We start from the raw sequence: 22,503 nt of genomic DNA, 5'->3' as shown, positions 1-22,503 counted from the left end.
ACTGTCGAAACCCAGCGAAACAGTTATCTCGGGTATTCAGTAGTTAGGTACGGATAGATTTGGGCGTATTTCTGGCATGTAAGATAAATGCTGTTATCATTGAGAACTATTCTTATTTGATAACGTAAACGTCGGTTGCGACGGGAGTCTTTCATGCTGAAGAAATCGACCCAGAGTGGAATGCGTCATTGGTTGGCCGGCGCTGCGCTGGCCCTGGTGCCTCTGTTCGGCCAGGCTGCCGAAGTCAAGCATGCGCAGGGCAGCACGCAGGTACCGGACAAGCCTGCCAAGACGGTGGTCATGGATCTGGCCGTGCTGGATACGCTCAATACGCTGGGCGTGGAAGCCATCGGGGTGCCTGCCGCCGTGCATTGGCCCAAGCCCCTGGCGAAGTACGCCGACAAGAACTATGCCAAAGTCGGGTCGATGTTCGAGCCGGACTACGAGGCCATCAATCGTCTGCAGCCGGACGTGATCTTCGTGGCGGGTCGTTCGGCGCCCAAGTATGGCGATCTTTCGCGCATGGCCCCTACGGTGGACCTGACCGTCGATCCGAAGGATCTGGTCGGCAGCGTCGAGCGCAACACCAACACGCTGGCGGGCATTTACGGCCGCCAGGACGTGGCGGATGAGAAGCTCAAGGCCCTCAAGGCGTCGATCGCTTCCCTCAATGAGCGCGCCGGCAAAGCGGGTACGGGCCTGATCATCCTCACGACCGGCGGCAAGATGAGTGCCTACGGACCGGGGTCGCGGTTCGGCGTGATCCATGATGCCTTCGGCGTGAAGCCGGCCGTCACGGACCTGAAGACCTCCAACCATGGCCAGGCCGTGTCCTTCGAGTTCATCGCCCAAACCGACCCGGATTGGCTGTTCGTGATCGATCGCGACGCCGCCATTGGCCGTGAAGGGACCTCGGCTCAGCAATTGCTGGACAACGATCTGGTGCGTGGCACGAAGGCCTGGAAGAACAAGCATGTCATCTACCTGGATGGCCCCAACTGGTACTCGCTGGGCGCCGCCGGCCTGACGGCCCTGCAGGAAAGCGTCAACGAGATCGACGCCGCCGTCACGAAGCAGTAAGCGTATGCCTTCATTACAACCGGTCGCGCGCCCGGCGCGCTTCCGGTGGCTGGCCGGCCCGCTCGGGCTGGCCGTCACCTGTACGGTCTTGCTCGCCTTGTGCCTGATCAGCATTGGTCTGGGCGCAGGGCGGTTTTCGTATCTGGATCTGTTCGGGGGAGAGCAGGCCGCCAAGACCTGGCAACTGCTGATGGTCAGCCGCGTGCCGCGCACCCTGGCCTTGCTGCTGGCCGGCATGGCCCTGGCCGTGGCCGGCTTGCTGATGCAGATGCTGGTGCGCAACCGCTACGTAGAGCCTTCCACGGCCGGCACGATGGAGTCGGCCACACTGGGGATTCTGACGGTCACGCTGCTGGCGCCGGGCGCGCCCGTGATTGTGAAGATGGTCACGGCGACGGCTTTCGGCCTGGCGGGCAGTCTGGTGTTCCTGGCCCTGTTGCGACGGGTGCCGATGCGCAGCCCCTTCCTGGTGCCGCTGGTGGGGTTGATCCTGGGCGGCGTGATCCATGCCGTCACGACTTACGTGGCGATCCAGCATGACCTGCTCCAGTCGCTGCATGCCTGGACGACCGGCGATTTCTCCGGAGTATTGCGCGGGCGCTACGAGTTGCTGTGGGTGGGGTTGATCCTGACCTGCGTGGCCTATCGTGCGGCAGACCGCTATACGGTGGCCGGCATGGGGCGCGAGTTCGCTTCGAACCTGGGGCTGAACTATGCCCGTCTGACTTTCGTGGGCCTGTTGATCGTCTCGGCCATCTCGGCGGTGGTGGTGGTGACTGCGGGCGCGATTCCCTTTCTCGGGCTGATCGTGCCCAATGCCGTGAGCCTGATGTTCGGTGACAACATGCGGCGTTCGATTCCGTGGGTGGCTCTGTTGGGCGGGGTGTTCGTGCTGACCTGCGACATCATCGGTCGCCTGCTGCTCTACCCCTACGAGGTGCCCATCGGCACCGTGGTCGGGGTCGTGGGGGGTGTCCTGTTCCTGTGGTTGCTGCTGCGCCAAAGGGGGCGGCGTGGCTGAAAAACGGATCGGCCCGGGCATGCGCCTGGGCGTGCTGGCCGGCCTGGCGCTGGCTTGCTGCGTGGCCTATATGACGATCGACGCGCGTGGGCAGTGGTCATTCGTGATCCCGTTCCGGGGCGGCAAGCTGGCGGCGATGGTGCTGGTGGCCTATTGCGTCGCGGTGTCGTCGGTGCTGTTCCAGACCATGACGCACAACCGCATCCTGACCCCGTCGATCATGGGTTTTGATGCCTTGTACGTGACCATCCAGGCGGCCATCGTCTATGGCTTCGGGCTGCCTGCCATGAATGCGCCCACGCCGGCCTGGCAGTTCCTGCTGGAAGTGGGCGCCATGACGGGATTCGCCTGGGTGCTGTTCCGTTGGTTGTTCACTGGCGGGTCGCAGAGTCTGCACCTGATGATGCTGGTGGGGATCATCTTCGGCCTGTTGTTTCGCAGCCTGTCGAGCTTTGCGATGCGGTTGATCGATCCCAACGAGTTTCTGGTGTTGCAAGACCGCATGTTCGCCAGCTTCAACAGTGTGCGCGTCGGCCTGCTGCCGCTGGCTGCCGGGGCGGCCGTGCTGGTGAGCCTGGTGTTCTGGCGCATGCGCCGACGTTACGACGTGGTGGCGCTGGGCCGTGACATGGCCATCAACCTGGGGATCAACTACCGCGCAACGCTGTTGACCACCTTGGGCGGCGTGGCGGTACTGGTGGCGGTGGCTACGGCGCTGGTCGGTCCGGTGACCTTCCTGGGCTTGCTGGTGAGCAATCTCGCCTACCAGAGCATGGCCAGCGATCGTCATGGGCAGACCGTGCCGGCCGCCGTGCTGTGGGGGATCATCTTCCTGGTGGGAGGGCAGACCCTGCTGGAGCGTGTGCTGGGCCTGAGCACGACCGTCAGTGTGGTGATCGAATTCGTGGGCGGCCTGCTTTTCCTTATCCTGATTCTGCGCAAGGGGCGTCGATGATAGAGCTGAAATCCGTCAGCAAGTGTTATGACGATAGTGTGGTGGTCGATGACGTGAGCCTGCAGTTGGCAGCGCGCGGCGTGACCGCCATCGTCGGCCCCAACGGCGCAGGCAAATCCACCTTGCTGTCCATGGTCAGCCGCCTGCTGCCCCTGTCGCAGGGCCAGGTGCTGGTCGATGGCCTGGATGTGACCCAGGCCGACAGTCGCGAGCTGGCGACCCGGCTGGCCATTCTGCGCCAGGACAATCACCTGCCGCTGCGCCTGACGGTCCGCGATCTGGTGGCGTTCGGGCGCTTTCCCCATACCGGTGGGCGCCTGACCCTGGACGACAAGGCTCATATCGAGCGCGCCATCGACTATCTCGACCTCACGCCCCTGGCTGACCGTTATCTGGACGAAATGTCGGGCGGCCAGCGCCAGCGTGCCTTCGTGGCCATGGTGCTGTGCCAGGATACGCGTTACGTGCTGCTGGACGAGCCGCTCAACAGCCTGGACATGAAGCATGCCGTGGCCATGATGCGCGTGCTGCGCCGCGCCGCCGATGAGTTGGGCAAGACAGTGATCATCGTGTTGCACGACCTGAATTTCGCCTCTGCGTATGCCGACCAGATCGTCGCCATGCGACAGGGCAGGGTGGCGCATCAGGGCACGCCAGCCGAACTGATTCGGTCGGACGTGCTGAGCGAGCTGTATGCGCTGCCTATCCGGGTGCACGAGATCGACGGTCAGCGCATTTGCGTCTATTACCGCTGAGGGTTGCGGGGCGGCAATTGCCGCGCCCTGGGCATCAATAGAGTTTCAGGCCGGCCTGTTGCGCGACAGTCTGCCATTTGGCGATCTCGCTGCGGCGGAACGCCTCCAGTTCTGCGGGGCTGGAGCCGATCGGCTCGGCGCCGAAGCCGTGCAGGGCCGTCACGATAGCCTCGTCCTTGAGCACCTCGGCCAACGCCTGCGACACCTGCTCGACAATCTCCGGCGGCGTGCCGGTGGGCGCAAAGACGGCGTTCCACTCATACGAGGCGTAGCCGGGCACGCCGCTTTCCTCGATGGTGGGCAGGTCAGGGGCCGCGGCCGAGCGATGATCGCCGCCGACGGCGATGGCGCGCAACTTGCCGTTCTTGACGTGCTGCCACGCCGAGCCCATGGAGGCGAACATGATCGGCACCTGTCCCGACATCACATCGATCATGGCCGGGCCGCCGCCCTTGTAGGGAACGTGTTCCAGCTGCGTGCCGGCCTGCAGATTAAAAAGCTCGCCGGCCAGGTGCTGCGCCGAGCCGGGCCCGGCCGAAGCGAAGTACAACGGCGCGCCGTCGGTCTGCTTGCCTTCGCGGATCACCTGGGCGACGTCCTTGAGCGGCGAGTCGGGGGCCACCACCAGCACATTGGGCACGCGCAGCAGCAGCGAGACGGCCGTGAAGTCCTTCAGTGTGTCGAACTGCATGCGGCTGTGCAGGGCCGGATTCTGGGCATGGTTGGAGGCGTCCAGCATCAGGGTGTAGCCGTCGGGCTTCGCCTTGGCGGCCGCCGCGCCGCCGATCATGCCGCCGGCGCCGCCTCGGTTTTCAACCACCACGGGCTGCCCCAGCCGGGCCGCCAGGCGCGGCCCGATGAGACGCGCCACCACGTCCACCGTGCCGCCGGGCGGGTAAGTGACGATCAGCGTCACGGGACGTTCCGGATACTGGGCCTGGGCCATGGGAGCCGCCAGCAAGGCGGCGCCGGCCAGTGCCAGGCTGGCGAGGGCGCGGCGCCCCAGTTGAGGGAAAGTCGTCATGGCGTATCTCCTTTGATGCCAAAAAGCGCCGACGCGGTGTCGGCCAGTATGCAGCGGCGCGCCGCTTCGTCGTCGATCCAGGCAGGCAGGCCGTCCCATGCGTGCTGAGCGGCGGCGTGCCGGTGGTGTTCGGTATGGGGCCAGTCGCTGCCCCAGAGCAGTTGTGTGGCGCCGAAGGCGCGCAGCAGCCGTTGGGCCGCCAGGCGCGCCCGTGTCGCGCAGACGGCAGCCGGCCAGATCCGATAGGCCGCCGAGAGTTTGACCCAGACACGGCCGCTGTCGCCTTGCGACAGCAGATAGTCGATGGCCGGATCCTCGCCGGCGCCGTCCGGCCGGCCGAAGTGATCCACCACGATGCGGCAGCCCGCGGCCAGCAGAGGTTCCATGGCCTCGGGCAGGCGCAAGGCCGGAGTGTGGATTTCCACGTGCCAGCCCAGCGCGGTGATGTTTTCGAGCAGATCGCGCCAGCCAGTCCGGGCCAGCGCCGGCGTGGCCTGGCCGAATAGATTCAGGCGGATGCCGCGCACGCCGGCACGGTCCATGGCGGCCAGTTCTTCCCGGCCAACGCCCGGCTGCACCACCGCCACCCCTCGCAGGCGTCCCTTTGCCGTCGCCAGGGCGGCCAGCAGATGGCGGTTGTCGGTGCCCAGGAAACTGGGTTGGATCAGCACGCCGTGCGACAGGCCGTGCCGGTCCAGCAGGCCGAGATAGTCGGGCAGCGTGGCGTCCGCAGCCGGCGTGTAGCGCCGGCCGTCGGTCATGGGCAGGTCGCGCAGAAAGACGTGCGCATGGGTGTCTACCGAGAGAGGAATCGAGGTCAAGCCGGAATCTCCGCGATCAGGATATGAGCCGGGCGGATTCTAGGCAGACGGGATATATTGATCTATTGCCTGAAAACGTTTTATTCATATCGAACCAATATGGAAACCCGACACCTGCGCCATTTCCTCGCCGTGGTGGAGCATGGCAGCGTCAGCCGGGCGGCAGATCATCTGGGCCTGGCCCAACCCGCTTTGTCGCAGTCGCTCAAACGCATGGAGCAGGCCCTGGGTGTGCGGCTTTTTGACCGCAGTCGTCAGGGCGCGCGCGCCACGCCGGCGGCGCTGGCCATCCTGGAAGACGTACGTGTGAGCGTGGCGCGTATCGACGCGGCCGCCGACCGTGCTCGTGAAATCGCCAGCGGCAGCGCCGGGCAACTGGTGATAGGCCTGGTGTCGTCGGCCTTGTTCGACACCTTGCCGCGCGCTTTGCGCGCCTTGCGCAAGGCCGCGCCAGGGGTGCGCGTGGTGTTGCACGAAATGAGCAATGCCGAGCAGGCGCAGGCGCTCGAGAACGGCACCATCGACCTGGGGCTGATGCATACGCCGGTGGCGATCCGGGGGCCGATGCGTGAACGCCTGCTGGTGCGCGAACGTCTGCTGGCGGCAGTGCCGGACGAATTCGAGATCGGCGAGGATGGGGCTGTCTCGTTGGCCCAGGTGGCACAAGCGGGTCTGGTGATGTATCCCCAGGATCAGTTGCCGGTGTTTTATGCCGCAATTCTGGATGCCTTGCGCAAGGCGGGGCTGACGCCATGGGTGGCGCAGCAGGCCAATCGCACCCTGACTGTGCTGTCCTGTGTGGCCGGCGGCTGTGGCGTGGCTTTGTTGCCGAGCTGGATCCGCAGCCTTGATTTTCGTGGCGTACGCTTCTGCCCGGTGCGTGATGGCCAGGAGCTGCCCAGTTTTGACCTGAGCGCCATCTGGCCGGCCCGTTCGGTACCTACCCTGGCAGACCTTTTCGCAGGGCTGGATCTGGCTTCCTAGCGCCGTATTGCCCTGTCGCCGATGTCATTTTCTGTAAACCCCGTCAGCCACGCCTCGCGCTAAAGTGCGTGAGCGCCAGAGTAGGGACTCTGGCCGATGCCTGTCGTTTCTAACCGAGGTGCTCTGTGCGACGTTCGATTTTGCTGTTGGCCTGCTGCGCGGCCATGCCGGGCTGGGGCTGGGCTGCGGCCCTGCCCTCCACCATCGAGGCCGTCACGGTCTATCCGGATCGCGCGGTCGTCACGCGCCAGGCCAGCGTATCGCTGGGAGCGGGCGAACATGAACTGGTGTTCGAGCGCCTGCCTGCCTCGCTGCAGGACAACTCATTGCAGGTGTCGGCGCACAGCACGGGCCAGGCTACCCTGCTGGACGTCAAAACGGCGACGGCCTATCTGAGCGAAAGCGCCAATTCGCGCGAGCAGGCCCTGCAGCAGCAGATCCGCGATTTGCAGGCGCGCCTGAATGCGCTCGAGGATGAGGCGGCGGTGCTGGAGAACCAGCGCGAGTGGGTCGCCTTGATGCAGCGCGGCGCTACCGAGCCGGGCCGCGATGGGGCGCGCCTGACGATCGAGCAGCTCAATGCGGTGCAGGCCCAGAGCGCCGACACGCTGGCGCGCGCCCTGAGCGGCCTGCGTCGCGTGGCTGAGCAGCGAGACGCGCTGGAGCGCGAATTGAATGCCCTGGAACAGAGCCAACAGCAATTGCGCCAGGACAGCGCGCAACGCAGCAAGACGGTGACCTTGCGGGTGCAATTGGCCAAACCGGGCAAGGTCGATGTCGGCCTCTCGTATGCGGTGGCCGGCGCGCGCTGGACGCCGGCCTACGACGCACGCCTGCGCGGCGCGAAAGGGCAGGTCGATCTGGGCTACTACGGCGTGGTGCAACAGCGCACCGGCGAAGACTGGGACAAGGTCAGGCTGACCCTGTCCACCGCCCGGCCGTCGCTGGGCGGCGCCGCGCCGCAAAGCCTGCCGTGGATCCTCGATGTGGCGCCGCCGCCGCCACCGATGCCCGCGCCCCGTCCCGCTCCTGTGGCCGATGCCCGCCAGGCGCGCATGGCCTATGCCCAAGCCGCCACCGCAAGGTCGCAGGCCAGGATGGCCGAAGAAATTGCCTTGCCGCAAGCCGAACTGAACGATCAGGCCACAAGCGCCTCGTTTGCCCTGTCGGCGCCGGCCAGCGTGCCCGCCGACAACTCGGCGCAGCGCGTGGCCATCACCAGGGCCAGCCTGCCGGCCACGTTGCGTTATGAAGCCGTGCCGGGCTTGCGCGAGACCGCGTTCCTGAGCGCCAAGGCGAGTAATGACACCGCCTATCCGATGCTCGGCGGTCCGCTCAACAGTTTCCTGGATGATGCGTTCATCGCGGCCAGCACGATCAAGACGGTGATGCCGGGCGAGGAGCTGGAGCTTGCGCTGGGCGCCGATGAGGGCATCGCGGTCAAGCGCGACCTGGTCAACCGGTTTACCGAGAACACCGGCTTTTCAGGCAGTGGCCGGCGCGTGACCTACGAGTACAAGATCAAGGCGAAGAACAACAAGACGGCCGCGGTGCAGCTGCAGCTGAGTGATCGTCTGCCGGTATCGCGCAACGAGAAGATCGTGGTCAAGTTGCTGTCGCCCGGCGACGTCACGCGCGGCGATGAGGGCAAACTCAGCTGGACCTGGGATCTGGGGCCGGGTCAGTCGCGCGAAACCACCTTGAAGTTCTCGATCGACTACCCGGCCGATCTGCCGGTTCAGGGCCTGTAGGGCGGGGCGGCTCAGCCGCTTACCAGCCCCAGGCCATTCAGCCCGCCCAGGGTCGCCGGCCACTGGCGGGCGCGGGCATTCTGCAGCAGGATGCGGGCCCAGGCCATCCAGCCGGCCCAATCGATGCGTTTGTCCCAGGCCGTCCCCCAGGCTTGCAGCGCTGCCAGCCCGGCTTCGGCGTGGGCCTGGGCCGCATCGTAATCCTGGGCGGTCAAGGCCAACTGGGCGGCCAGCAAGCGCGGCTCGGCCACCCAGGGGTTATGGGCGATGGCGCTGTCCAGCAGCTGCCGGGCGGTGTCCATCTCCGTGAGCGGATGGCTGCGGCTGACGACTTGCCAATACAGGGCAGCGGCGGCGGCCTCATCGGCCGGCGACAGGGCGACCGTGCAGGCGCCGAAGGCCGGCGGCACCGGAATTCCTGTGCCGCAAGTCATGGTCGACAGCGGTTGCAGCAGGCGCGAGAGCATGTTCAGGATGTTGGCCGGCGGCTTGAGCGGACCTGGCCACAGCGAGGCGGCCCAGAACGATGCCGTCTCGCGACGCGTCTGATAGGGGTAGCCGGCAAAAATCTCATCCTGCCAACTGTGCCATTGCTCTGCCACATCGGCAGCCGAGACCACGATGAAGGCCGCTACCTGGCGCGGGGTCAGGGTGATCCTGGCGCCATCGGCGGTGTCGAGCGTGAGGCCCTCGCGGCCTTCGCCTTGCAGGATGCGCTGGACGAACTGGGTGCGCGGCATGGCGCAGAACAGATGCACCCAGGCCTCGGCTTCTTCGCCGAGGTGTTGGCGCAACACGGCCCGCTCACGCTCGCGATCAAACAGTGTCAGATCGACATACTCGTTGCCGTAGACGCTGTGAAACAGGCCCAGCAGACGCACTTCGCGCGGCTGGTCCCACAGCACCAGGCTGCGGTAGACGCCCAGCAGGTGGTGTTTGAACGTGCCGGCCTTGTGCCAGTCTTCACCGGCGCTGCGGGCGAACAGCAGCGCCAGCAGTTCGGGCAGGTCGGCGTCGATGGCGGCGTAGTCGTCGGCCAGCAGGGCGCGGGCGTGGGGATGAAGTTCTGGCGTCATGACAAGGCGAGGCAGACAAAAGGCCGTATTGTCGCCCCGATGCTTCGCATCGCAAATAACGATTATGTCTATTGATATTCAGGATCATTGCTTTAGGTTTTGAAGTGGGCTGCGTAGAATCCGCTGCGTTGGCGCTGCCGGGCGGCGCGGTTTCTTTGCGAGTTGCTTCATGTCTATCCGTTTTCTGCTGGCTGCTGGCGCGGCCTTGTTGTTGGCTGCCGGGGCGTCGGCGCAATCCGCTGCACCGCTGGTGGTGGGAGTGACCGTCGGTCCGCATGCGCAGATTGGCGAAGTGGCGCAGCGTGTCGCCGAGCGCGATGGCCTGGCCGTCAAACTGGTGGAGTTCAGCGATTTCATCCAGCCCAATGCCGCGCTCGATGCCGGCGAGGTGGATGTCAATATCTACCAGCACCGGCCGTTCCTGGAAGCGCAGAATCGGGCACGTGGTTATCGCCTGGCGCCGGTGGCCGGCGCGGTGGTGCAGCAGATGGGGGTCTACTCCAGACGCCACGCTTCGCTGCAGGACTTGCCCGTGGGCGCCAAGGTCGCCATTCCCAATGACCCCACCAATGGGGCTCGGGCCCTGCTGGTGTTGCAGGCAGCGGGGCTGATCCAGCTCAAGCCGGGCGTGACGGTCGAGGCGTCGCCGTTCGACATCGCCGAGAATCCGCGCAAGATCAAGATCATTGAAATCGAGGCAGCGCAGCTGGCGCACTCGCTGGCGGATGTGGACGCCGCCGCGGTCAATTCGGCTTATGCGATTCCGGCCGGCCTGTCGCCGGCCAAGGATGCGTTGGCGTTGGAGAGCGCCGACGCGCCGTTCGCCGTGGTGGTGATTGCGGCGCGCGAAGACCGTCGCGACGATCCGCGCATTGCGCGCTTCGTGAAGGCCTATCAATCCGATGAGGTCAAGGACTTCGTCGCCAAGCAGTTCCCGGGCGCCTACACCACCTCCTGGTAAGCGCTATCAAGCCGCGCTGGCCGTCCGCGCCAGCGCTTCGTGGATGGCTTGGGCGCAACCCTGCAGTTGCGCCAGCAAGGCCTCGCGCGGCCGCGCCGACAGGCGCGCCCGCGTTGCCACCAGCCCCAGCGACGCCACGATGTGGCGTTGCGGTTCCGTAAAGGGAATGGCCAGCCCGGCCAGCCCGGCGTCCAGCGCGCCCTCGGTGTAGGCGTAGCCCTGGCGCCGAAGCAGTTTCACCTGAGCCAGCACATCTTCCCACGCCATCTGTCCGGCCTCGTCGTCTGCCCCGTCATAGAGTTTGCGCAATTGGGCGCGTGGCAGCGCCGCCAGAATGCACCATGACATTGCCCCGCGTAACAGTGGCATGCGGCGTCCGCGCCCGAAGCTCATGCGGGCCGGCTCGGCGCCCAGCTCATGGTGCACCGTCAGGATGCGTGCCCCGCAGATGGTCACCAGCACGGCGTCCATGCCGCTGGCTTGCGCCAGCGCCGCCATCGGGCGGGCCGCGCTGAGAATCAGCGGATCGCCGGTGCGGATGTGATAGTCCAGCTCGGTCACGGCAGGCCCGAGCACGAAGGTTCCTCCCACATCGCGGCGCAGCAGGCCGCAGGCCACCAGCTCACGCACATAGCGATACACCGTGGGGACGGTGTAGTCCATGGCCTGGGCCAGGGCTTCGGCTGTCCAGGCCGCGCGCGGCGACTTGAACAGATCCAGGATGGCGATCATGCGGGCGAGACTCGTTTCGGCCATGATGGGCATTAAATTTGAAGAATTATCACTATAAGAGAATTGACGTATTTTTGCAGGATCGCTAATATTCATCGCTGTTTTATCAAATGGCGATAAAAATGATGGAATTAAAGCCGCTTGAGGCCGATCTTGCCTTCAGCCACATGGGTTTTTATGTCCGGGATCTCGACACCATGGCGCGCTTCTACCGCGAGGCACTGCGTTTCACGGTGACCGATCGCGGCCTGATGGGCGGGGTCGAGCTGGTGTTCCTGAGCCGTGAGCCGGCCGAGCACCATCAGATCGTGCTGGTATCGGGTCGTCCGCAGACGTTGCCGTTCAACGTGATCAACCAGGTGTCCTTCCGGGTGCCGGATCTGGCGGCGCTGCGGCGGTACCACGCGCGCGTGCTGGCGGGGGGCGCGACGGACATGCAGGCCGTGACGCATGGCAATTCGGTGTCTTTCTACTGCCGCGACCCGGAGGGCAATCGCCTGGAGGTCTTCATGGACACCCCCTGGTATTGCGAGCAGCCCCTGCGCCAGCCATTGGATCTGGCCCAGGACGATGCGCTCATCTTGCAGCAGGCCGAGGTCATCGCCCGCGCCCGTCCTGGCTTCCAACCCCGCAGCGAATGGCTTGCCGCCATGCGCGAACGCATGCGCGCTGACCAGCGCGCGCGTTGATCCTTTTTCCCGATACGAGGTTTTCGGTTATGAAACTCATCAGCTTTACATACCAAGGCGCGGCATCCTATGGCGTGCTGCAAGACGAGCAGGTGCTGGATCTGGGCGCCGTGTTCGGCGAGCGCGCCCCGGACCTGAAAAGCTATCTCGCCCAGGGCTTGGACCTGGCGCAGGCTGCGCAGGCGCCGCGCCGTGCGCTTGCGCAGGTCACGCTGCTGCCGGTGATCCCCAACCCGGGCCAGATCTTCTGCATCGGGCTGAACTATGCCGACCATGTCCAGGAGACCGGCCGTCAATCGACCGAACATCCGACGATCTTCATGCGCGTGCCCGAGTCGCAGGTCGCCCATGGCCAGGCCATCGTGTTGCCGCCGGAGTCCGATCGCCTGGACTATGAGGGCGAGATCGCCATCATCATCGGCAAGCCGGGCCGGCGCATCGCCGAAGCCGATGCCGCCGCCCATATCGCCGGCTACGCCTGCTACAACGACGGCAGCATCCGCGACTGGCAGACCGCGACCTCGCAATGGACGGCGGGCAAGAATTTCTGGCGCACCGGCGGTTTCGGGCCCTGGATGGTGACTGCCGACGAGATCCCCTTCGGCGCCCGCATGACGCTGGTCACGCGGCTCAATGGCCAGGAAATGCAACGTACCACCACCGACTTGCTGATCCACAGCTTCGCACGCCAGATCAGTCATCTGTCGGCCTTCACGCCGCTGGCCGCGGGCGATGTCATCGTCACCGGCACGCCGGGCGGAGTGGGCGCCAAGCGTCAGCCGCCGGTGTTCATGCGGGCCGGCGATGTGGTCGAGATCGATGTCGACCGCATCGGCGTACTGCGCAATACCGTGCGGGCTGAATGACACCAGTCAAGCAGACAGGCGGCCCGCGTGGCCGCATCAAGGAGGAGACAATGCGTATATTGCGTGGATGGCTGGCCTGTGCGGCCGGCATGCTGGTCGCCCTGGGCGGCCCGGTTCAGGCCGGGCCGCAGCCCTTTCCCGTCAAACCCATCATGGCCATCGTGCCTTATGCGCCAGGCGGGCTGACCGACCAACTGGCGCGCGAGGTCGGCGCCCGTATGGCCAAGACTCTCGGCCAACCGGTCATCGTGGAGAACCGGCCAGGGGGCGCGGCCCAGATCGCCATGAACTATCTCAAGCAGGCCCCGGCCGACGGCTACACCCTGTTTTTCGGCGATGTGCCCTCGCTGGCCACCAACGTGGGGCTGTTCCCGAAACTGAGCTATGACCCGCGCCGTGATCTGCAGCCGGTCACGCAGCTGGTAGAGTCGCCAGCCCTGGTGGTGGTGCCCAACGAGCGGCCCTTCAAACGTTTCGAGGAGCTGGTCGAGGCGGCGGGCAAGGCGTCGCTGGCCTACGCGTCGCAAGGCGTGGGCACTGGCGGTCATCTGTTCGGCACCCTGCTGTCCGACCGGATCGGCGCGCCCATGACTCATGTGGCCTATCGCGGCTCCACCCCCGGCCTCATGGATGTGATGAGCGGGCAGGTGGACTTCATGTACGACGCCATTCCGACCTCGGGCGTCTATGCCACGGCAGGCAAGTTGCGGGCATTGGCGATCGGCTCGGCCCAGCGTTCGCCGCTGCTGCCCGATGTGCCCACCCTGCAGGAGCTCGGCTATGGGGCCATCGTGCCGACGTTCTGGTGGGGTGTGGCCGTCAAGGCGGGCACGCCGCAGCCGGTGATCGACACCTTGCATCAGGCCATGGTGGCGGCCATCACCGATCCCGAGGTAGCAGGCAAGTTCACCAGCCAGGGCGTGATCATCAAGACCTCCTCGCCCGCCGAATTCACCGAGTACGTGGACAGCGAAATCACGCGCTGGACTGCCGTGATGAAAGCCGCCGGCATGTCGGCGCAATGAACAAGGAGTACAGCATGCAACGCTATGCAAACCAGGTCGTTCTCATCTCGGGCGGCCTGGGAGACATGGGACTGGCCATCGGCGAACGTCTGGGCCAGGAAGGAGCGCTGGTGGTGCTGGGCGACATCGCCCGGCCCGACCAGGCCGCGCTTGGCGCGCGTTTCGGCAGCAGGATTCCGGAGGTCCTCGCGCTCGACGTGACCAGCCCTGAAAGTTGGCGTGCGGTGGTCGATACCGTGCTGCAGCGCCATGGCCGACTGGATGTGCTGGTCAACAATGCCGGAGTGGTGTCGCGCGAATCGGTCAATTTCGACCAGATCGACGCGACCGAATGGCAACGCCTGTTTGCCATCAACGTCGATGGCGTGTTCCATGGCGTGCAGGCGGCCATGCGTGTCATGAAGGGACAGCCTGAGGGCGGCGCCATCGTGAACATGGGCTCGATCGCCGGTTTCGTCGGGTCGGCTACGGGCGGGGCCTATGGCACCAGCAAGAGCGCCTTGCGCAATCTGACGCAACAGGCCGCTCTGAGCGCGGCGCGCGCCGGCTATCGCGTGCGGGTCAACGCCGTGCATCCGGGCTATGTCTGGACCGCCCTCATCGCCGAGAAGCTGACCGCCCAGTTCGGCGGCATCGAGGCCGCGCAGCACGCCGTGCGGGCCATGAACCCCATGCAGACCATCGTGACGCCGCAGGATGTGGCGGCGGCCGTCGCCTTTCTGGGGTCGGCCGATGCGAGGCTGATCACCGGCGCCGATCTGGTCGTCGACGGAGGGCGCCTGATCCAGTAGCGCAGCGCGATGCGCGATCTGCGTTGCCAGTACTGAAAAGCCGGGGCTGCGATAATGCCGGGGGCGCGGCGGCAGGCCAGGGGGTCTGTCTGTCACGCGTACCGGCATGATCAGGACGGCTTCCATGCAAAAGCGTTTGATGCCATCGATGATGGCGCTGCAGTGTTTCGAGGCGGTGGCGCGGCACATGAGCTTCACCCGCGCGGCCGAAGAGCTCCACATGACCCAGAGCGCGATCAGCAAGCAGATCGCGCAGCTGGAGGCCTTGCTGCGTCATCCCCTGTTCCTGCGGGTGCGCCGGCGTTTGCAATTGACCCCGGCCGGCGCGATGTATCAGGCAGAGGTGCGCGGCATTCTGAATCAGGTCGACATGTCCTCGCGCGCCATCCTGAGCTACGGTGGCGAGACTCAGGTGCTGACCATCGGCACGCAGCCAACTTTCGGCGCGCGCTGGCTGATCCCGCGCCTGCAGGCCTTCATGGCGGCCCACCCCGGCATTCAGTTGCGCGTGCGCAGCGAAACCCGTCCGTTCGATCTGATGCAGGCCAAGATCGACATCGCCTTTTTCTTCGGTCATGGCACGTTGCCGGGGGCGCGCTGCCGCGAGTTGTTCGAGGCCGAGGTCGTGCCGGTTTGCAAGCCCGGCTTTCTGGCGGGCGACAAGGTCGCCAGCCTGCAGGCCTTGAGCGAACAGACTCTGATTCAATGCGCGTCGCGTCCCGAAGCCTGGCATGACTATTTTTCGCGCCAGCATTTCGAGTCGGACAGCAGCTATCACGGTCCGCGTTTCGAGACGTTCTACATGTGCGTGCGCGCGGCCGAAGCCGGCTGCGGCGTGACGCTCTCGCCGCGCCTGCTGGCCGAAGAGGAGCTGCAGGCCGGGCGGCTCGTCATCCCCTGGGATTACGTGCAGCCCAGTGACGGCGCCTACTTCATCGCCCATGCCGAACACGCCGCCGAGGTCCCCAAGATCAAGCATTTCGTTGCCTGGGTCGAGCAAGAGGCGGAGGCGACACGGCGCTGTCAGGCCCAGCGCATGCGATCCATGAAAAAAACGACTGAATAGGCCGAAATTTTTCATTTGATCCCGTACGCAAGTCCATGATTTCATGCGGCTGTTTATCAGTCTGTGCTGTTGCCGCCATGTTTCATCATTCCGTTAGCGCCATAACGAGCCTCTCCTTTGCGTGTTGCTGCCGCGTTTGCGCTGGCGCTCGGGGGGAGGGGGCATGAGCCGCCTGGACCGTTGCCTGTCGGTGCGCGACTTTGAACGCGAGGCGCGCCGCATCCTGCCGCGTTGCGTGGAAGGCTATGTCTGCGGTGGCACCGAAGATGGCGCCTCGCTGGATGAGAGCCTGCGCGCCATGCGCGATATCGGCTTTCGGCCGCGCGGCCTGCGGGTGGTCGATGAACGCAGCAGTGCCCTGCACCTGTTCGGCGAAAATTACGCCATGCCGGTGGGCTTTGCGCCGACCGGATTCTCCGCCATCGTCATGCATGAATGCGATCTGGCGCTGGCGCGCGCGGCCCAGGAGGCCGACATTCCCTTCATCATCAGCGGGGCGTCCTGCGTGCCGCTGGAGCGGCTGCAAGAGGCCACCGGCAATCGTTGCTGGTATCAGGCTTATCTGCCGGGCAATACCGAGCGCATCGGCAAATTGCTGGCGCGCCTGCGCAAGGCGGCCATTCCGGTGCTGGTGATCACCATCGACACCTGCGTGGGGGCCAACCGCGAGAACCTGCAGCGCCTGGCCTTTACCGTGCCGTTCAAGATGAGCGCCAGCGTGGTGCTCGACGGGATGCTGCACCCGCGCTGGAGCCTGAACGTATTCATGCGCACGCTGCTCGGCGGCGGCGTGCCCCGCTTTGCCAATCTGTATGAAGAGATCGGCCCGCCCATTACCCAGGATCCGCCCAATGGCTTTCGCGGAGAGCGCGACAAGCTCTCCTGGGAGCATATTCAATGGATCCGCCAGCAGTGGCCGGGCAAATTGGTGCTCAAGGGCATCATGGATCCGGACGATGCCCGTCGCGCCCATGCCGTGGGTGCCGATGGCGTGATCGTCTCCAATCATGGCGGGCGTCAGCTCGACGGCTGTATCTCGCCCCTGCAGGCGCTGCCCGACGTAGTGGCCGCAGTGCCGCCCAGCTTTCCGGTGATGGTCGACGGGGGATTCCGGCGCGGCAGCGATGTGCTCAAGGCCGTGGCGTTGGGTGCACGCATGGTCTTTACCGGCAGGCCGCAGCTTTATGGCGCGGCGGTCGGCGGCATGGAAGGCATCCGCAAGGTCGCGCGTATCTTCCACAGCGAAATCTCCACCAACATGGCCTTGCTGGGATGCCGGGATCTGGCGGATGTCACGCCTGAACTGGTCGCGCCGATCGGTCTGCAGGCGCCGCTGCGGCGGGTTGCCTGAGGCGCATCGGCGCTCGCGAACACGACAACAACAGGGCGCGTACGCGCGCCATTCTTTCCCTACAGGAGGAAACATGAAAAAAAACCAGATCAAACTCGCCGGCGTGGCTGCCGCGCTGGCCATGGCCGCGATCTCTCCCGTTCAGGCGCAGGCCGATGCCTATCCCAACAAGCCGGTGCGCCTGGTGGTCGGCTATGCGCCGGGCGGCACCACTGATATCAGTGCGCGCATGATCGCCGAGCGCCTGGGCAAGGCCCTGGGTCAGACCTTCGTGGTGGAAAACAAGCCCGGTGCCAATAGCAATATCGGTGCTGAGAACGTGGTGCGTTCGCCGGCCGACGGCTATACCCTGTTCGTCGGTTCGATCTCGACGGCCATCAATCAGTCGCTGTACTCCAAGATGTCCTTTGACGCCGTCAAGGACCTTGAGCCGGTGGCCATGCTCAACGTAGTGCCGAATATCCTCGTCGTGAACCCGGACGTGCCGGTCAAGACGGTGCAGGAATACATTGACTACGCAAAGAAGAACCCCGGGCAGCTGACCTGCGCTTCGCCGGGCAACGGTTCTTCGGCTCACCTGGGTTGCGAGCTATTCAAGCTCAAGACCGGTATCGATGTGCTTCACGTGCCGTATCGCGGCAGCGGCCCGGCTGTCGCCGACCTGCTCGGCGGCCAGGTGAACTCCATTTTCGACAATATGCCGCCGTTGCTGCCGCAGGTGCGCTCCGGCAAGCTCAATGGCCTGGCGGTCACCATGGCCGAGCGGGTTCCCTTTGCCAAGGACATCCCCACCATCGCCGAGTCGGGCGTGCCTGGCTTTGACGTCGCTGCCTGGTTCGGGGTCTTTGCCCCGGCAGGCACGCCGCCGGAGATCGTGCAGAAGCTCAATACCGCCATCAACGACGCGGTCTATAACGATGCCAGCATGATCAGCAACTACGAGGCCAACGGCTTCCTGCCGCCGCCGCCGCCCAACACCCCCGAAACCTTCAAGGCCTTCATGGGCAGCGAAGTCAACAAATGGGGCGAAGTCGTCAAGGCCGTGGACCTCCAGATCAACTAAATCCGCACAGCGCGTCAGGCGGGCAGAGTGCTTGCCGGCCCCTGCTGCCTGATGCCGCTTTTCATGTGCAGGATTTACGTGCTAGAATGCGCGTCTTTACAGAAAGGCCTGCCTTTCTGGTCTAGCCAGCCGACGTGGTGGAATTGGTAGACACGCTATCTTGAGGGGGTAGTGGCGAAAGCTGTGCGAGTTCGAGTCTCGCCGTCGGCACCAAGTTATTGAAAACTGTTGATCGTATAGAATCAAAAACTATCAAAATCAACGGTATAGCGGCAGTCAGTGAAACCCGTTGACTGCCGATTATCAAAAATTCGCAGTCTCCGGCCCCATTCTGGCCCCGCAATCGGCCCCACATGGCGAGCATCCAGAAGACTGCGAAGGGCTACAGAGCCCAGATCAAAACCCAAGGCATACGCGATAGCCAGGTGTTCCCCACCCGGCGCGAGGCCGTCGAATGGGCAGCGCGGCGCGAGGCCGAAATCCGAGATCAGGCAACCACGCCGCTGGGCGAGCAGCATACGCTGCAGCAAGCCCTGCGGAAATATGCTGATGAGGTATCGCCGCAGAAGCGTGGCGAGCGCTGGGAACAGATCCGGCTTGCTGCATTTGAAAGCTATCGCCTCCCGCTCGATCTCCCCATTTCCAGGGTCACCGCCCAGCACATTGCGACCTTCCGCGACGCGCGTGGGGCCAGCGTGGGGCCGGCCGCCGTCCTGCGAGAGCTGACACTGCTGTCGTCGGTGTTCGAGGCGGCAAGGCTCGAATGGGGCTGGGTTGATAAAAACCCGTGCCGCGACATTCGCAAGCCGCAGGCGGTCAAGCATCGCGAGCGAGTGATTCAATGGTGGGAGATCCGCCGACTGCTGCGCGGAATGGGACATCGCCGCAATGGCAGGGTTGCATCCACAGGGCAGGCGGTGGCCATGTGCATGCTGCTGGCGCTGCGCACGGGGATGCGCGCAGGGGAGCTGTGCGGGTTGACCTGGCCGAATGTGCATGACCAGCATGTGCACTTGCCGATGACAAAGGCAGGGCGGCCGCGCGACGTGCCCCTATCTTCGCGGGCAAAGCGCATCGTCAAACGCATGGAAGGGTGGGACGATGCCCTGGTGTTTGGCTTGAAAACTGCCAGCCTTGATGCGCTATTCAGGAAGTACCGGCAACGCGCTGGCCTTGAGGGCTTTACCTGGCATGACACGCGGCACACTGCCGCGACCATGCTTGCCAGGAAACTGGATCTGCTCGACCTATGCAAGATGTTTGGCTGGGCAGACCCACGATATGCCGCTGTCTATTACAACCCTCACGCATCAAGCATCGCCGCGCGATTGGGATAGGTAGCGGCGCAGCTCGGCGCCAGTGATTCGACCATCGACGGGCCGGATTTTGCCCTCTTTGATGCGGCGCTGCAGCGTGTTGTAACTGATGCCCAGCCGGTCGCAGGCATCCTGCAGGTGGTAGCAGACCATGTCTTCGATGGCCATGTTCGCCCCTCGCCGGGCGGCCTCTTCGAGCATGCGTTCGAGCTGGGCCGGTTCCAACGTCATCATCTCAACTCTCCTTCGTTGCGCCGGCGTTGGCGCTGTGTTCGTTGTCCTGGCGCAGCTTTTCCAGCCCGTTCACCACGGTCATGATTCGGTCGTAGTGGGCCTTTGCTTCCGGCTCGCCGGTCCAGTCGCCGGGCGTCAGGGTGTGGCAGGCGCGCAGTTCTTCGGCTGCTTCGGTCAGCATTTGGATCGCCGCGTAGAGCGGGTCTTCCAATATGACCTTTCTGAGGCTGGGGGTCATCAGTCTGCCCTCGCTATCTCGTTGATGGTCCAGTGCAGATCGTCCAGGCCTGTACAGAGGTCGCCCTCAAAGGATTCTTCTGCCTCGTCGGCTACCGCGTCAGCTGCTTGATGGGGGATTCCATAGAGCCAGCGGCAGCCGAGATAGACTTGCCCCCAGAGGTTGGTGGCCGTCAGGGCGGCGTCTGCCAGCGCGGGGTTGCTGGTGTTGGGGGTCATGCTGCCTCTCCTTCGCCCTGGCTGGATGGGGCAGCACTGGCTAAGTCGTAGACTTCGATGCCCCAGCTCAGTGCAAAGCAGCACCACCGGAATCGGTGCGTATAGTCGGTGAAGTCGTATTCCCAGAAATCCTGAAACTCCCAGGGGCGGCCGCCAGGCATGGCGCGCCATGCAAAGTCCCTGGCGGCGGCATAAGCGCAATCTTCGCTATCTTCGATCTGGCTTAGGACATCGTCCTCCACCGCTTCCCACAGCTCGCGCCGTTGATCTTTGTCGAGGCTGCAATCGGCATGCGCGTCCCGGATCCAGCGCAGGCGGGTATCTCGAATCACACGCTGCATCTTTTCCGCGCTGAACTCTTTGGCAGCGCCGTTGCGTCGGCCGCCGTCCACAGCCTGCAATTTCTCCGACCAGTACGACAGATTGACTGGCAGCCTGCGTCCGGCCCGCTGGGCGTATTCCCGATCAGTGCGGAAGAACTCGAACATATCCGTGAGGCGGCTGAACACGTATGTGCCCATGTCGCCCGTGTAGCAGAGGTATCCCGGCCAGGTGATCAGGTCGAAGTGCATGCACATGGTGCCGGGCTTGCGGAAGCGGATATGGCGGTAGACCCCGTCATTGCGCATGACCTCGATGACGTGCGATTCGACGTCCTTGAGGAACTGGGTTTCGGTAAGGTTTGCCATTACGCTTCCCCCTTGTGCTGCTGGGCGGCGTTCAGTTCGGCAGCGCGCCGTTCAGCGGCGTTGCGCGTCCAGAACCGCTTCCCATCAAGGCTCATGCAGACGCCGGCGAAGTCTGCCCATTTGACGCGCTGTGCCCTGTAGCCCAAGAGAAACGCATTCCGGTAAGGCGGGACATACCAATCGCGGTCGCTCATACCCCACCCCCTTCGCCCTGCTGGGCGGCGCGAGGCCGATGGGCGTGTAGCGGAAACCAGAACTCCATGACTGTCACCGGGTACGCTCCCCGGCTAGGCTTGTCGTGATGGACAAATTGCGTGTCGCCGACGGTGGAGCCGCGATACGGCACAGAGCGCTGGTACAGTTGGCATACCGGGGCTTGGACGACTACCCAATGAGGTATGTCGCGTCCGCTTTCGTCAATGTGGCGTTCCAAGGCCTCAATGAAGCCGCCCCATGGAATGTGCCCGCGCGCCCAGAACTTGACCTGGCATGAGTCGTCCATGGCCAGGGATTCTTCGATTTTGACGCCCATCACGCACCCCCTTCGCCCTGCTGGGCGGCAATGGCGGCAAGAGCTTCGGATGCCTTGTCTGCCCATCCAGCCCCATGCTTGAGGTATGCGCTCAGCAGGAAATAGATGACGGCCGCCTGTTCATCTTCTGTGCGGTGTTTGATCGTTTGGCCGCTGGCCCGGAGCATCTGCGCGAGTTGAGCGCACGCGAAATTTGGCCGTCCGAGAATCAGTGTCAAGTTTTCATCGAGCGGTGGCAGCGCATCCCGCCCGTCTGCGGCAGGGCTGGCCTGGGGCGCGGCATAGAAAATGCGCGTCTCGAATAAACGCGGCTTGGTGCTTAGTTCGTCGAATCGCTCTCGGTCGCAGGTCACGAAATCGCCCAGGCCTTTGCGGCGATACGCATACACGGGATCTTCGGGAACAGGTGTGCTTTCCTGGGGAGAAGCATCGGCGAAGATCAGCGGGCGGCTCCGTCCACTGTCGGCGGGCGATTCAGCAATGTAGTGCCCCAACTCTGGCTCATCAGGCCAGTCGATGAACCACGCCACCGGCTGTGCCTCCCCGGCTACAGGGGCGCTTGCCAGGGCGGCGCGGGCAGCGGCGACGGCAGGCGCGTCTTGGTGAGGAACGAAACCACCCTCATCATCGGCCCATTTCCTTCCGCAGTCGTCGCAAATAGTCCAGATGACGCCGCCTCGGTGCGTCTCTTCGTGCGTGCAGGTGGTACGGTCAACGTAGTCCAGCAGGCCAGCCAGCGCCGACCGCAGATCGTCCACAGGGGCGCGCTCGGCTGCGGCAGGGGCAGCGGGGCGGCTGGCGCTGTCCTCAGCCCCGGGCGCTGCGGGGAGGGGCATCCAGTGGGTGGGCTGGTCGGGGGATGGATCGATATCTGCCAAGGACGAGTCTGCCCATACCCAAAGGGCCCAATGCTCGCCTTCGGACCAAAGCATTCGGGCCTGTTCGCCGTTGAAGCCCCATATCTCGGCTCCACCCTTCGGCGCCGTCGCTATCGGCTGCCAGCCGTCGGAAAAGCCCCGCACCTCGGCCAGCACATCCCCAATCGTCCTGCCGTTTTCCTTCGCCCGCTCCAGCAGGCTGATGATCTGTTGCTTCATGAGTTGGCCTCCAGTTTCTTGCGTGCTTCGTTGATCTGGGTTCCGCGTAGCAGGTCGATGGCCTCGCCGGCGTCGAGGGTGGATGCCACGCGGCGAAGACGGGGCAGCAGTGCCTGCAGGCCGGCCATCAGGGGCCCATCCAGTGGCATGCCGGCTGCCAGTCGCGCC

At 64.7% G+C, this 22,503-nt stretch carries 25 protein-coding genes and 1 tRNA gene; 16 read left to right on the top strand and 10 right to left on the bottom strand.

Annotation, left to right across the window (positions count from 1 at the left end):
* Nucleotides 1–153: 153 nt before the first annotated feature.
* Genes A7V84_RS11165 through A7V84_RS11150 form a run of 4 tightly spaced genes read left to right on the top strand, consistent with a single transcriptional unit; the run spans nt 154 to nt 3,811 of the window.
* Complete coding sequence (locus A7V84_RS11165) at nt 154–1,080, top strand: siderophore ABC transporter substrate-binding protein (protein WP_025516595.1); 927 nt, start codon at nt 154–156, stop codon at nt 1,078–1,080.
* 4 nt (nt 1,081–1,084) lie between these two features.
* Nucleotides 1,085–2,101 carry an ABC transporter permease gene (locus A7V84_RS11160; protein WP_025516594.1) on the top strand — a complete coding sequence of 339 codons (1,017 nt, stop codon included), beginning with the start codon at nt 1,085–1,087 and terminating at the stop codon, nt 2,099–2,101.
* A 19-nt stretch (nt 2,102–2,120) separates the two neighbouring features.
* On the top strand, nt 2,121–3,056 hold the full coding sequence (locus tag A7V84_RS11155) for an iron chelate uptake ABC transporter family permease subunit (RefSeq protein ID WP_170283331.1): 936 nt from the start codon (nt 2,121–2,123) through the stop codon (nt 3,054–3,056).
* Nucleotides 3,053–3,811: an iron ABC transporter ATP-binding protein gene (locus A7V84_RS11150; RefSeq protein WP_025516591.1), complete on the top strand. Its 759-nt coding sequence runs from the start codon at nt 3,053–3,055 to the stop codon at nt 3,809–3,811. The genes A7V84_RS11155 and A7V84_RS11150 overlap by 4 nt, the downstream gene beginning before the upstream one ends.
* A 34-nt stretch (nt 3,812–3,845) precedes the next feature.
* On the opposite strand, the gene A7V84_RS11145 is transcribed toward A7V84_RS11150, so the two are convergent.
* Both A7V84_RS11145 and A7V84_RS11140 read right to left on the bottom strand, forming a co-directional pair.
* On the bottom strand, nt 3,846–4,835 hold the full coding sequence (locus A7V84_RS11145) for a tripartite tricarboxylate transporter substrate binding protein (RefSeq protein ID WP_063491412.1): 990 nt from the start codon (nt 4,833–4,835) through the stop codon (nt 3,846–3,848).
* Nucleotides 4,832–5,656, bottom strand: a complete 825-nt coding sequence (locus A7V84_RS11140; RefSeq protein ID WP_063491411.1) for an amidohydrolase family protein — start codon at nt 5,654–5,656, stop codon at nt 4,832–4,834. The genes A7V84_RS11145 and A7V84_RS11140 overlap by 4 nt, the downstream gene beginning before the upstream one ends.
* A 99-nt stretch (nt 5,657–5,755) precedes the next feature.
* On the opposite strand from A7V84_RS11140, the gene A7V84_RS11135 reads away from it, so the two are divergent.
* Together A7V84_RS11135 and A7V84_RS11130 are read left to right on the top strand one after the other, a co-directional pair.
* Nucleotides 5,756–6,640: a LysR family transcriptional regulator gene (locus tag A7V84_RS11135; protein WP_025516587.1), complete on the top strand. Its 885-nt coding sequence runs from the start codon at nt 5,756–5,758 to the stop codon at nt 6,638–6,640.
* Nucleotides 6,641–6,765: 125 nt separating this feature from the next.
* Nucleotides 6,766–8,391, top strand: coding sequence for a mucoidy inhibitor MuiA family protein (locus A7V84_RS11130; RefSeq protein WP_328586985.1), 1,626 nt, complete (start codon nt 6,766–6,768; stop codon nt 8,389–8,391).
* Between the two features lie 11 nt (nt 8,392–8,402).
* Here the strand turns inward: A7V84_RS11130 and A7V84_RS11125 are convergent, their stop codons facing one another.
* Nucleotides 8,403–9,467: a DUF6817 domain-containing protein gene (locus tag A7V84_RS11125; RefSeq protein ID WP_033535235.1), complete on the bottom strand. Its 1,065-nt coding sequence runs from the start codon at nt 9,465–9,467 to the stop codon at nt 8,403–8,405.
* A 169-nt stretch (nt 9,468–9,636) separates the two neighbouring features.
* Between A7V84_RS11125 and A7V84_RS11120 the strand changes: the two genes are divergently transcribed.
* Nucleotides 9,637–10,428 (top strand): MetQ/NlpA family ABC transporter substrate-binding protein, encoded by a 792-nt coding sequence (locus A7V84_RS11120; protein ID WP_025516582.1) that lies wholly within the window; start codon nt 9,637–9,639, stop codon nt 10,426–10,428.
* A gap of 6 nt (nt 10,429–10,434) precedes the next feature.
* Here A7V84_RS11120 and A7V84_RS11115 read toward each other — a convergent pair whose 3' ends face one another.
* Nucleotides 10,435–11,184, bottom strand: a complete 750-nt coding sequence (locus A7V84_RS11115) for an IclR family transcriptional regulator (RefSeq protein ID WP_063492524.1) — start codon at nt 11,182–11,184, stop codon at nt 10,435–10,437.
* A gap of 98 nt (nt 11,185–11,282) precedes the next feature.
* Here A7V84_RS11115 and A7V84_RS11110 point away from each other — a divergent pair, with 98 nt between their 5' ends.
* From A7V84_RS11110 to A7V84_RS11070, 9 genes are all read left to right on the top strand, one after another.
* A complete protein-coding gene (locus A7V84_RS11110) occupies nt 11,283–11,849 on the top strand; it encodes a VOC family protein (RefSeq protein ID WP_025516578.1) in 567 nt (188 codons plus the stop codon).
* Between the two features lie 29 nt (nt 11,850–11,878).
* The gene (locus A7V84_RS11105; RefSeq protein ID WP_063491409.1) at nt 11,879–12,715 is read left to right on the top strand and encodes a fumarylacetoacetate hydrolase family protein; all 837 of its coding nucleotides are present in this window, start codon (nt 11,879–11,881) and stop codon (nt 12,713–12,715) included.
* A 50-nt stretch (nt 12,716–12,765) separates the two neighbouring features.
* Entirely contained in the window at nt 12,766–13,740 is a 975-nt protein-coding gene (locus tag A7V84_RS11100; protein WP_231940117.1) for a Bug family tripartite tricarboxylate transporter substrate binding protein, read from the top strand.
* 14 nt (nt 13,741–13,754) lie between these two features.
* Nucleotides 13,755–14,531: an SDR family NAD(P)-dependent oxidoreductase gene (locus tag A7V84_RS11095; RefSeq protein ID WP_025516573.1), complete on the top strand. Its 777-nt coding sequence runs from the start codon at nt 13,755–13,757 to the stop codon at nt 14,529–14,531.
* Between the two features lie 124 nt (nt 14,532–14,655).
* Nucleotides 14,656–15,597 carry a LysR substrate-binding domain-containing protein gene (locus A7V84_RS11090; RefSeq protein ID WP_025516571.1) on the top strand — a complete coding sequence of 314 codons (942 nt, stop codon included), beginning with the start codon at nt 14,656–14,658 and terminating at the stop codon, nt 15,595–15,597.
* Nucleotides 15,598–15,760: 163 nt separating this feature from the next.
* A complete protein-coding gene (locus tag A7V84_RS11085) occupies nt 15,761–16,948 on the top strand; it encodes an alpha-hydroxy acid oxidase (protein ID WP_025516570.1) in 1,188 nt (395 codons plus the stop codon).
* 73 nt (nt 16,949–17,021) lie between these two features.
* Entirely contained in the window at nt 17,022–18,011 is a 990-nt protein-coding gene (locus A7V84_RS11080; protein ID WP_063491408.1) for a Bug family tripartite tricarboxylate transporter substrate binding protein, read from the top strand.
* Nucleotides 18,012–18,139: 128 nt separating this feature from the next.
* Nucleotides 18,140–18,224, top strand: a tRNA-Leu gene (locus tag A7V84_RS11075).
* A gap of 140 nt (nt 18,225–18,364) precedes the next feature.
* A complete protein-coding gene (locus tag A7V84_RS11070; protein WP_063491407.1) occupies nt 18,365–19,348 on the top strand; it encodes a tyrosine-type recombinase/integrase in 984 nt (327 codons plus the stop codon).
* Here A7V84_RS11070 and A7V84_RS11065 read toward each other — a convergent pair.
* The 6 genes from A7V84_RS11065 to A7V84_RS11035 form a co-directional block, all read right to left on the bottom strand.
* Entirely contained in the window at nt 19,322–19,561 is a 240-nt protein-coding gene (locus A7V84_RS11065; protein WP_063491406.1) for a helix-turn-helix domain-containing protein, read from the bottom strand. The two genes, A7V84_RS11070 and A7V84_RS11065, sit on opposite strands and share 27 nt — an antisense overlap.
* Before the next feature lies 1 nt (nt 19,562).
* The gene (locus A7V84_RS11060; RefSeq protein ID WP_115638858.1) at nt 19,563–19,799 is read right to left on the bottom strand and encodes a hypothetical protein; all 237 of its coding nucleotides are present in this window, start codon (nt 19,797–19,799) and stop codon (nt 19,563–19,565) included.
* Nucleotides 19,799–20,017, bottom strand: a complete 219-nt coding sequence (locus A7V84_RS11055; RefSeq protein WP_063491404.1) for a hypothetical protein — start codon at nt 20,015–20,017, stop codon at nt 19,799–19,801. The genes A7V84_RS11060 and A7V84_RS11055 overlap by 1 nt, the downstream gene beginning before the upstream one ends.
* Nucleotides 20,014–20,706: a hypothetical protein gene (locus A7V84_RS11050; RefSeq protein WP_063491403.1), complete on the bottom strand. Its 693-nt coding sequence runs from the start codon at nt 20,704–20,706 to the stop codon at nt 20,014–20,016. Before A7V84_RS11050 ends, A7V84_RS11055 begins: the two co-directional genes overlap by 4 nt.
* Entirely contained in the window at nt 20,706–20,900 is a 195-nt protein-coding gene (locus A7V84_RS11045; RefSeq protein WP_063491402.1) for a hypothetical protein, read from the bottom strand. Before A7V84_RS11045 ends, A7V84_RS11050 begins: the two co-directional genes overlap by 1 nt.
* Before the next feature lie 337 nt (nt 20,901–21,237).
* Complete coding sequence (locus A7V84_RS11035) at nt 21,238–22,335, bottom strand: DUF551 domain-containing protein (RefSeq protein WP_063491400.1); 1,098 nt, start codon at nt 22,333–22,335, stop codon at nt 21,238–21,240.
* Between the last annotated feature and the right edge of the window lie 168 nt (nt 22,336–22,503).

It is taken from the genome of Bordetella trematum (genome assembly GCF_900078335.1).
GTDB classification, from domain to species: domain Bacteria; phylum Pseudomonadota; class Gammaproteobacteria; order Burkholderiales; family Burkholderiaceae_B; genus Bordetella; species Bordetella trematum.
Note: the sequence above shows the minus strand (reverse complement) of the source record. Positions and strands in the feature narration are given on the sequence as shown.

Bases quoted from the DNA above. Each gene is read 5' to 3' on its own strand.
- A7V84_RS11165 (WP_025516595.1), top strand. From the start codon at position 154: ATGCTGAAGAAATCGACCCAGAGTGGAATGCGTCATTGGTTGGCCGGC.
- A7V84_RS11160 (WP_025516594.1), top strand. From the start codon at position 1,085: ATGCCTTCATTACAACCGGTCGCGCGCCCGGCGCGCTTCCGGTGGCTG.
- A7V84_RS11155 (WP_170283331.1), top strand. From the start codon at position 2,121: ATGCGCCTGGGCGTGCTGGCCGGCCTGGCGCTGGCTTGCTGCGTGGCC.
- A7V84_RS11150 (WP_025516591.1), top strand. From the start codon at position 3,053: ATGATAGAGCTGAAATCCGTCAGCAAGTGTTATGACGATAGTGTGGTG.
- A7V84_RS11145 (WP_063491412.1), bottom strand. From the start codon at position 4,835: ATGACGACTTTCCCTCAACTGGGGCGCCGCGCCCTCGCCAGCCTGGCA.
- A7V84_RS11135 (WP_025516587.1), top strand. From the start codon at position 5,756: ATGGAAACCCGACACCTGCGCCATTTCCTCGCCGTGGTGGAGCATGGC.
- A7V84_RS11125 (WP_033535235.1), bottom strand. From the start codon at position 9,467: ATGACGCCAGAACTTCATCCCCACGCCCGCGCCCTGCTGGCCGACGAC.
- A7V84_RS11120 (WP_025516582.1), top strand. From the start codon at position 9,637: ATGTCTATCCGTTTTCTGCTGGCTGCTGGCGCGGCCTTGTTGTTGGCT.
- A7V84_RS11115 (WP_063492524.1), bottom strand. From the start codon at position 11,184: ATGGCCGAAACGAGTCTCGCCCGCATGATCGCCATCCTGGATCTGTTC.
- A7V84_RS11110 (WP_025516578.1), top strand. From the start codon at position 11,283: ATGATGGAATTAAAGCCGCTTGAGGCCGATCTTGCCTTCAGCCACATG.
- A7V84_RS11105 (WP_063491409.1), top strand. From the start codon at position 11,879: ATGAAACTCATCAGCTTTACATACCAAGGCGCGGCATCCTATGGCGTG.
- A7V84_RS11100 (WP_231940117.1), top strand. From the start codon at position 12,766: ATGCGTATATTGCGTGGATGGCTGGCCTGTGCGGCCGGCATGCTGGTC.
- A7V84_RS11095 (WP_025516573.1), top strand. From the start codon at position 13,755: ATGCAACGCTATGCAAACCAGGTCGTTCTCATCTCGGGCGGCCTGGGA.
- A7V84_RS11090 (WP_025516571.1), top strand. From the start codon at position 14,656: ATGCAAAAGCGTTTGATGCCATCGATGATGGCGCTGCAGTGTTTCGAG.
- A7V84_RS11085 (WP_025516570.1), top strand. From the start codon at position 15,761: ATGAGCCGCCTGGACCGTTGCCTGTCGGTGCGCGACTTTGAACGCGAG.
- A7V84_RS11080 (WP_063491408.1), top strand. From the start codon at position 17,022: ATGAAAAAAAACCAGATCAAACTCGCCGGCGTGGCTGCCGCGCTGGCC.
- A7V84_RS11070 (WP_063491407.1), top strand. From the start codon at position 18,365: ATGGCGAGCATCCAGAAGACTGCGAAGGGCTACAGAGCCCAGATCAAA.
- A7V84_RS11065 (WP_063491406.1), bottom strand. From the start codon at position 19,561: ATGATGACGTTGGAACCGGCCCAGCTCGAACGCATGCTCGAAGAGGCC.
- A7V84_RS11060 (WP_115638858.1), bottom strand. From the start codon at position 19,799: ATGACCCCCAGCCTCAGAAAGGTCATATTGGAAGACCCGCTCTACGCG.
- A7V84_RS11055 (WP_063491404.1), bottom strand. From the start codon at position 20,017: ATGACCCCCAACACCAGCAACCCCGCGCTGGCAGACGCCGCCCTGACG.
- A7V84_RS11050 (WP_063491403.1), bottom strand. From the start codon at position 20,706: ATGGCAAACCTTACCGAAACCCAGTTCCTCAAGGACGTCGAATCGCAC.
- A7V84_RS11045 (WP_063491402.1), bottom strand. From the start codon at position 20,900: ATGAGCGACCGCGATTGGTATGTCCCGCCTTACCGGAATGCGTTTCTC.
- A7V84_RS11035 (WP_063491400.1), bottom strand. From the start codon at position 22,335: ATGAAGCAACAGATCATCAGCCTGCTGGAGCGGGCGAAGGAAAACGGC.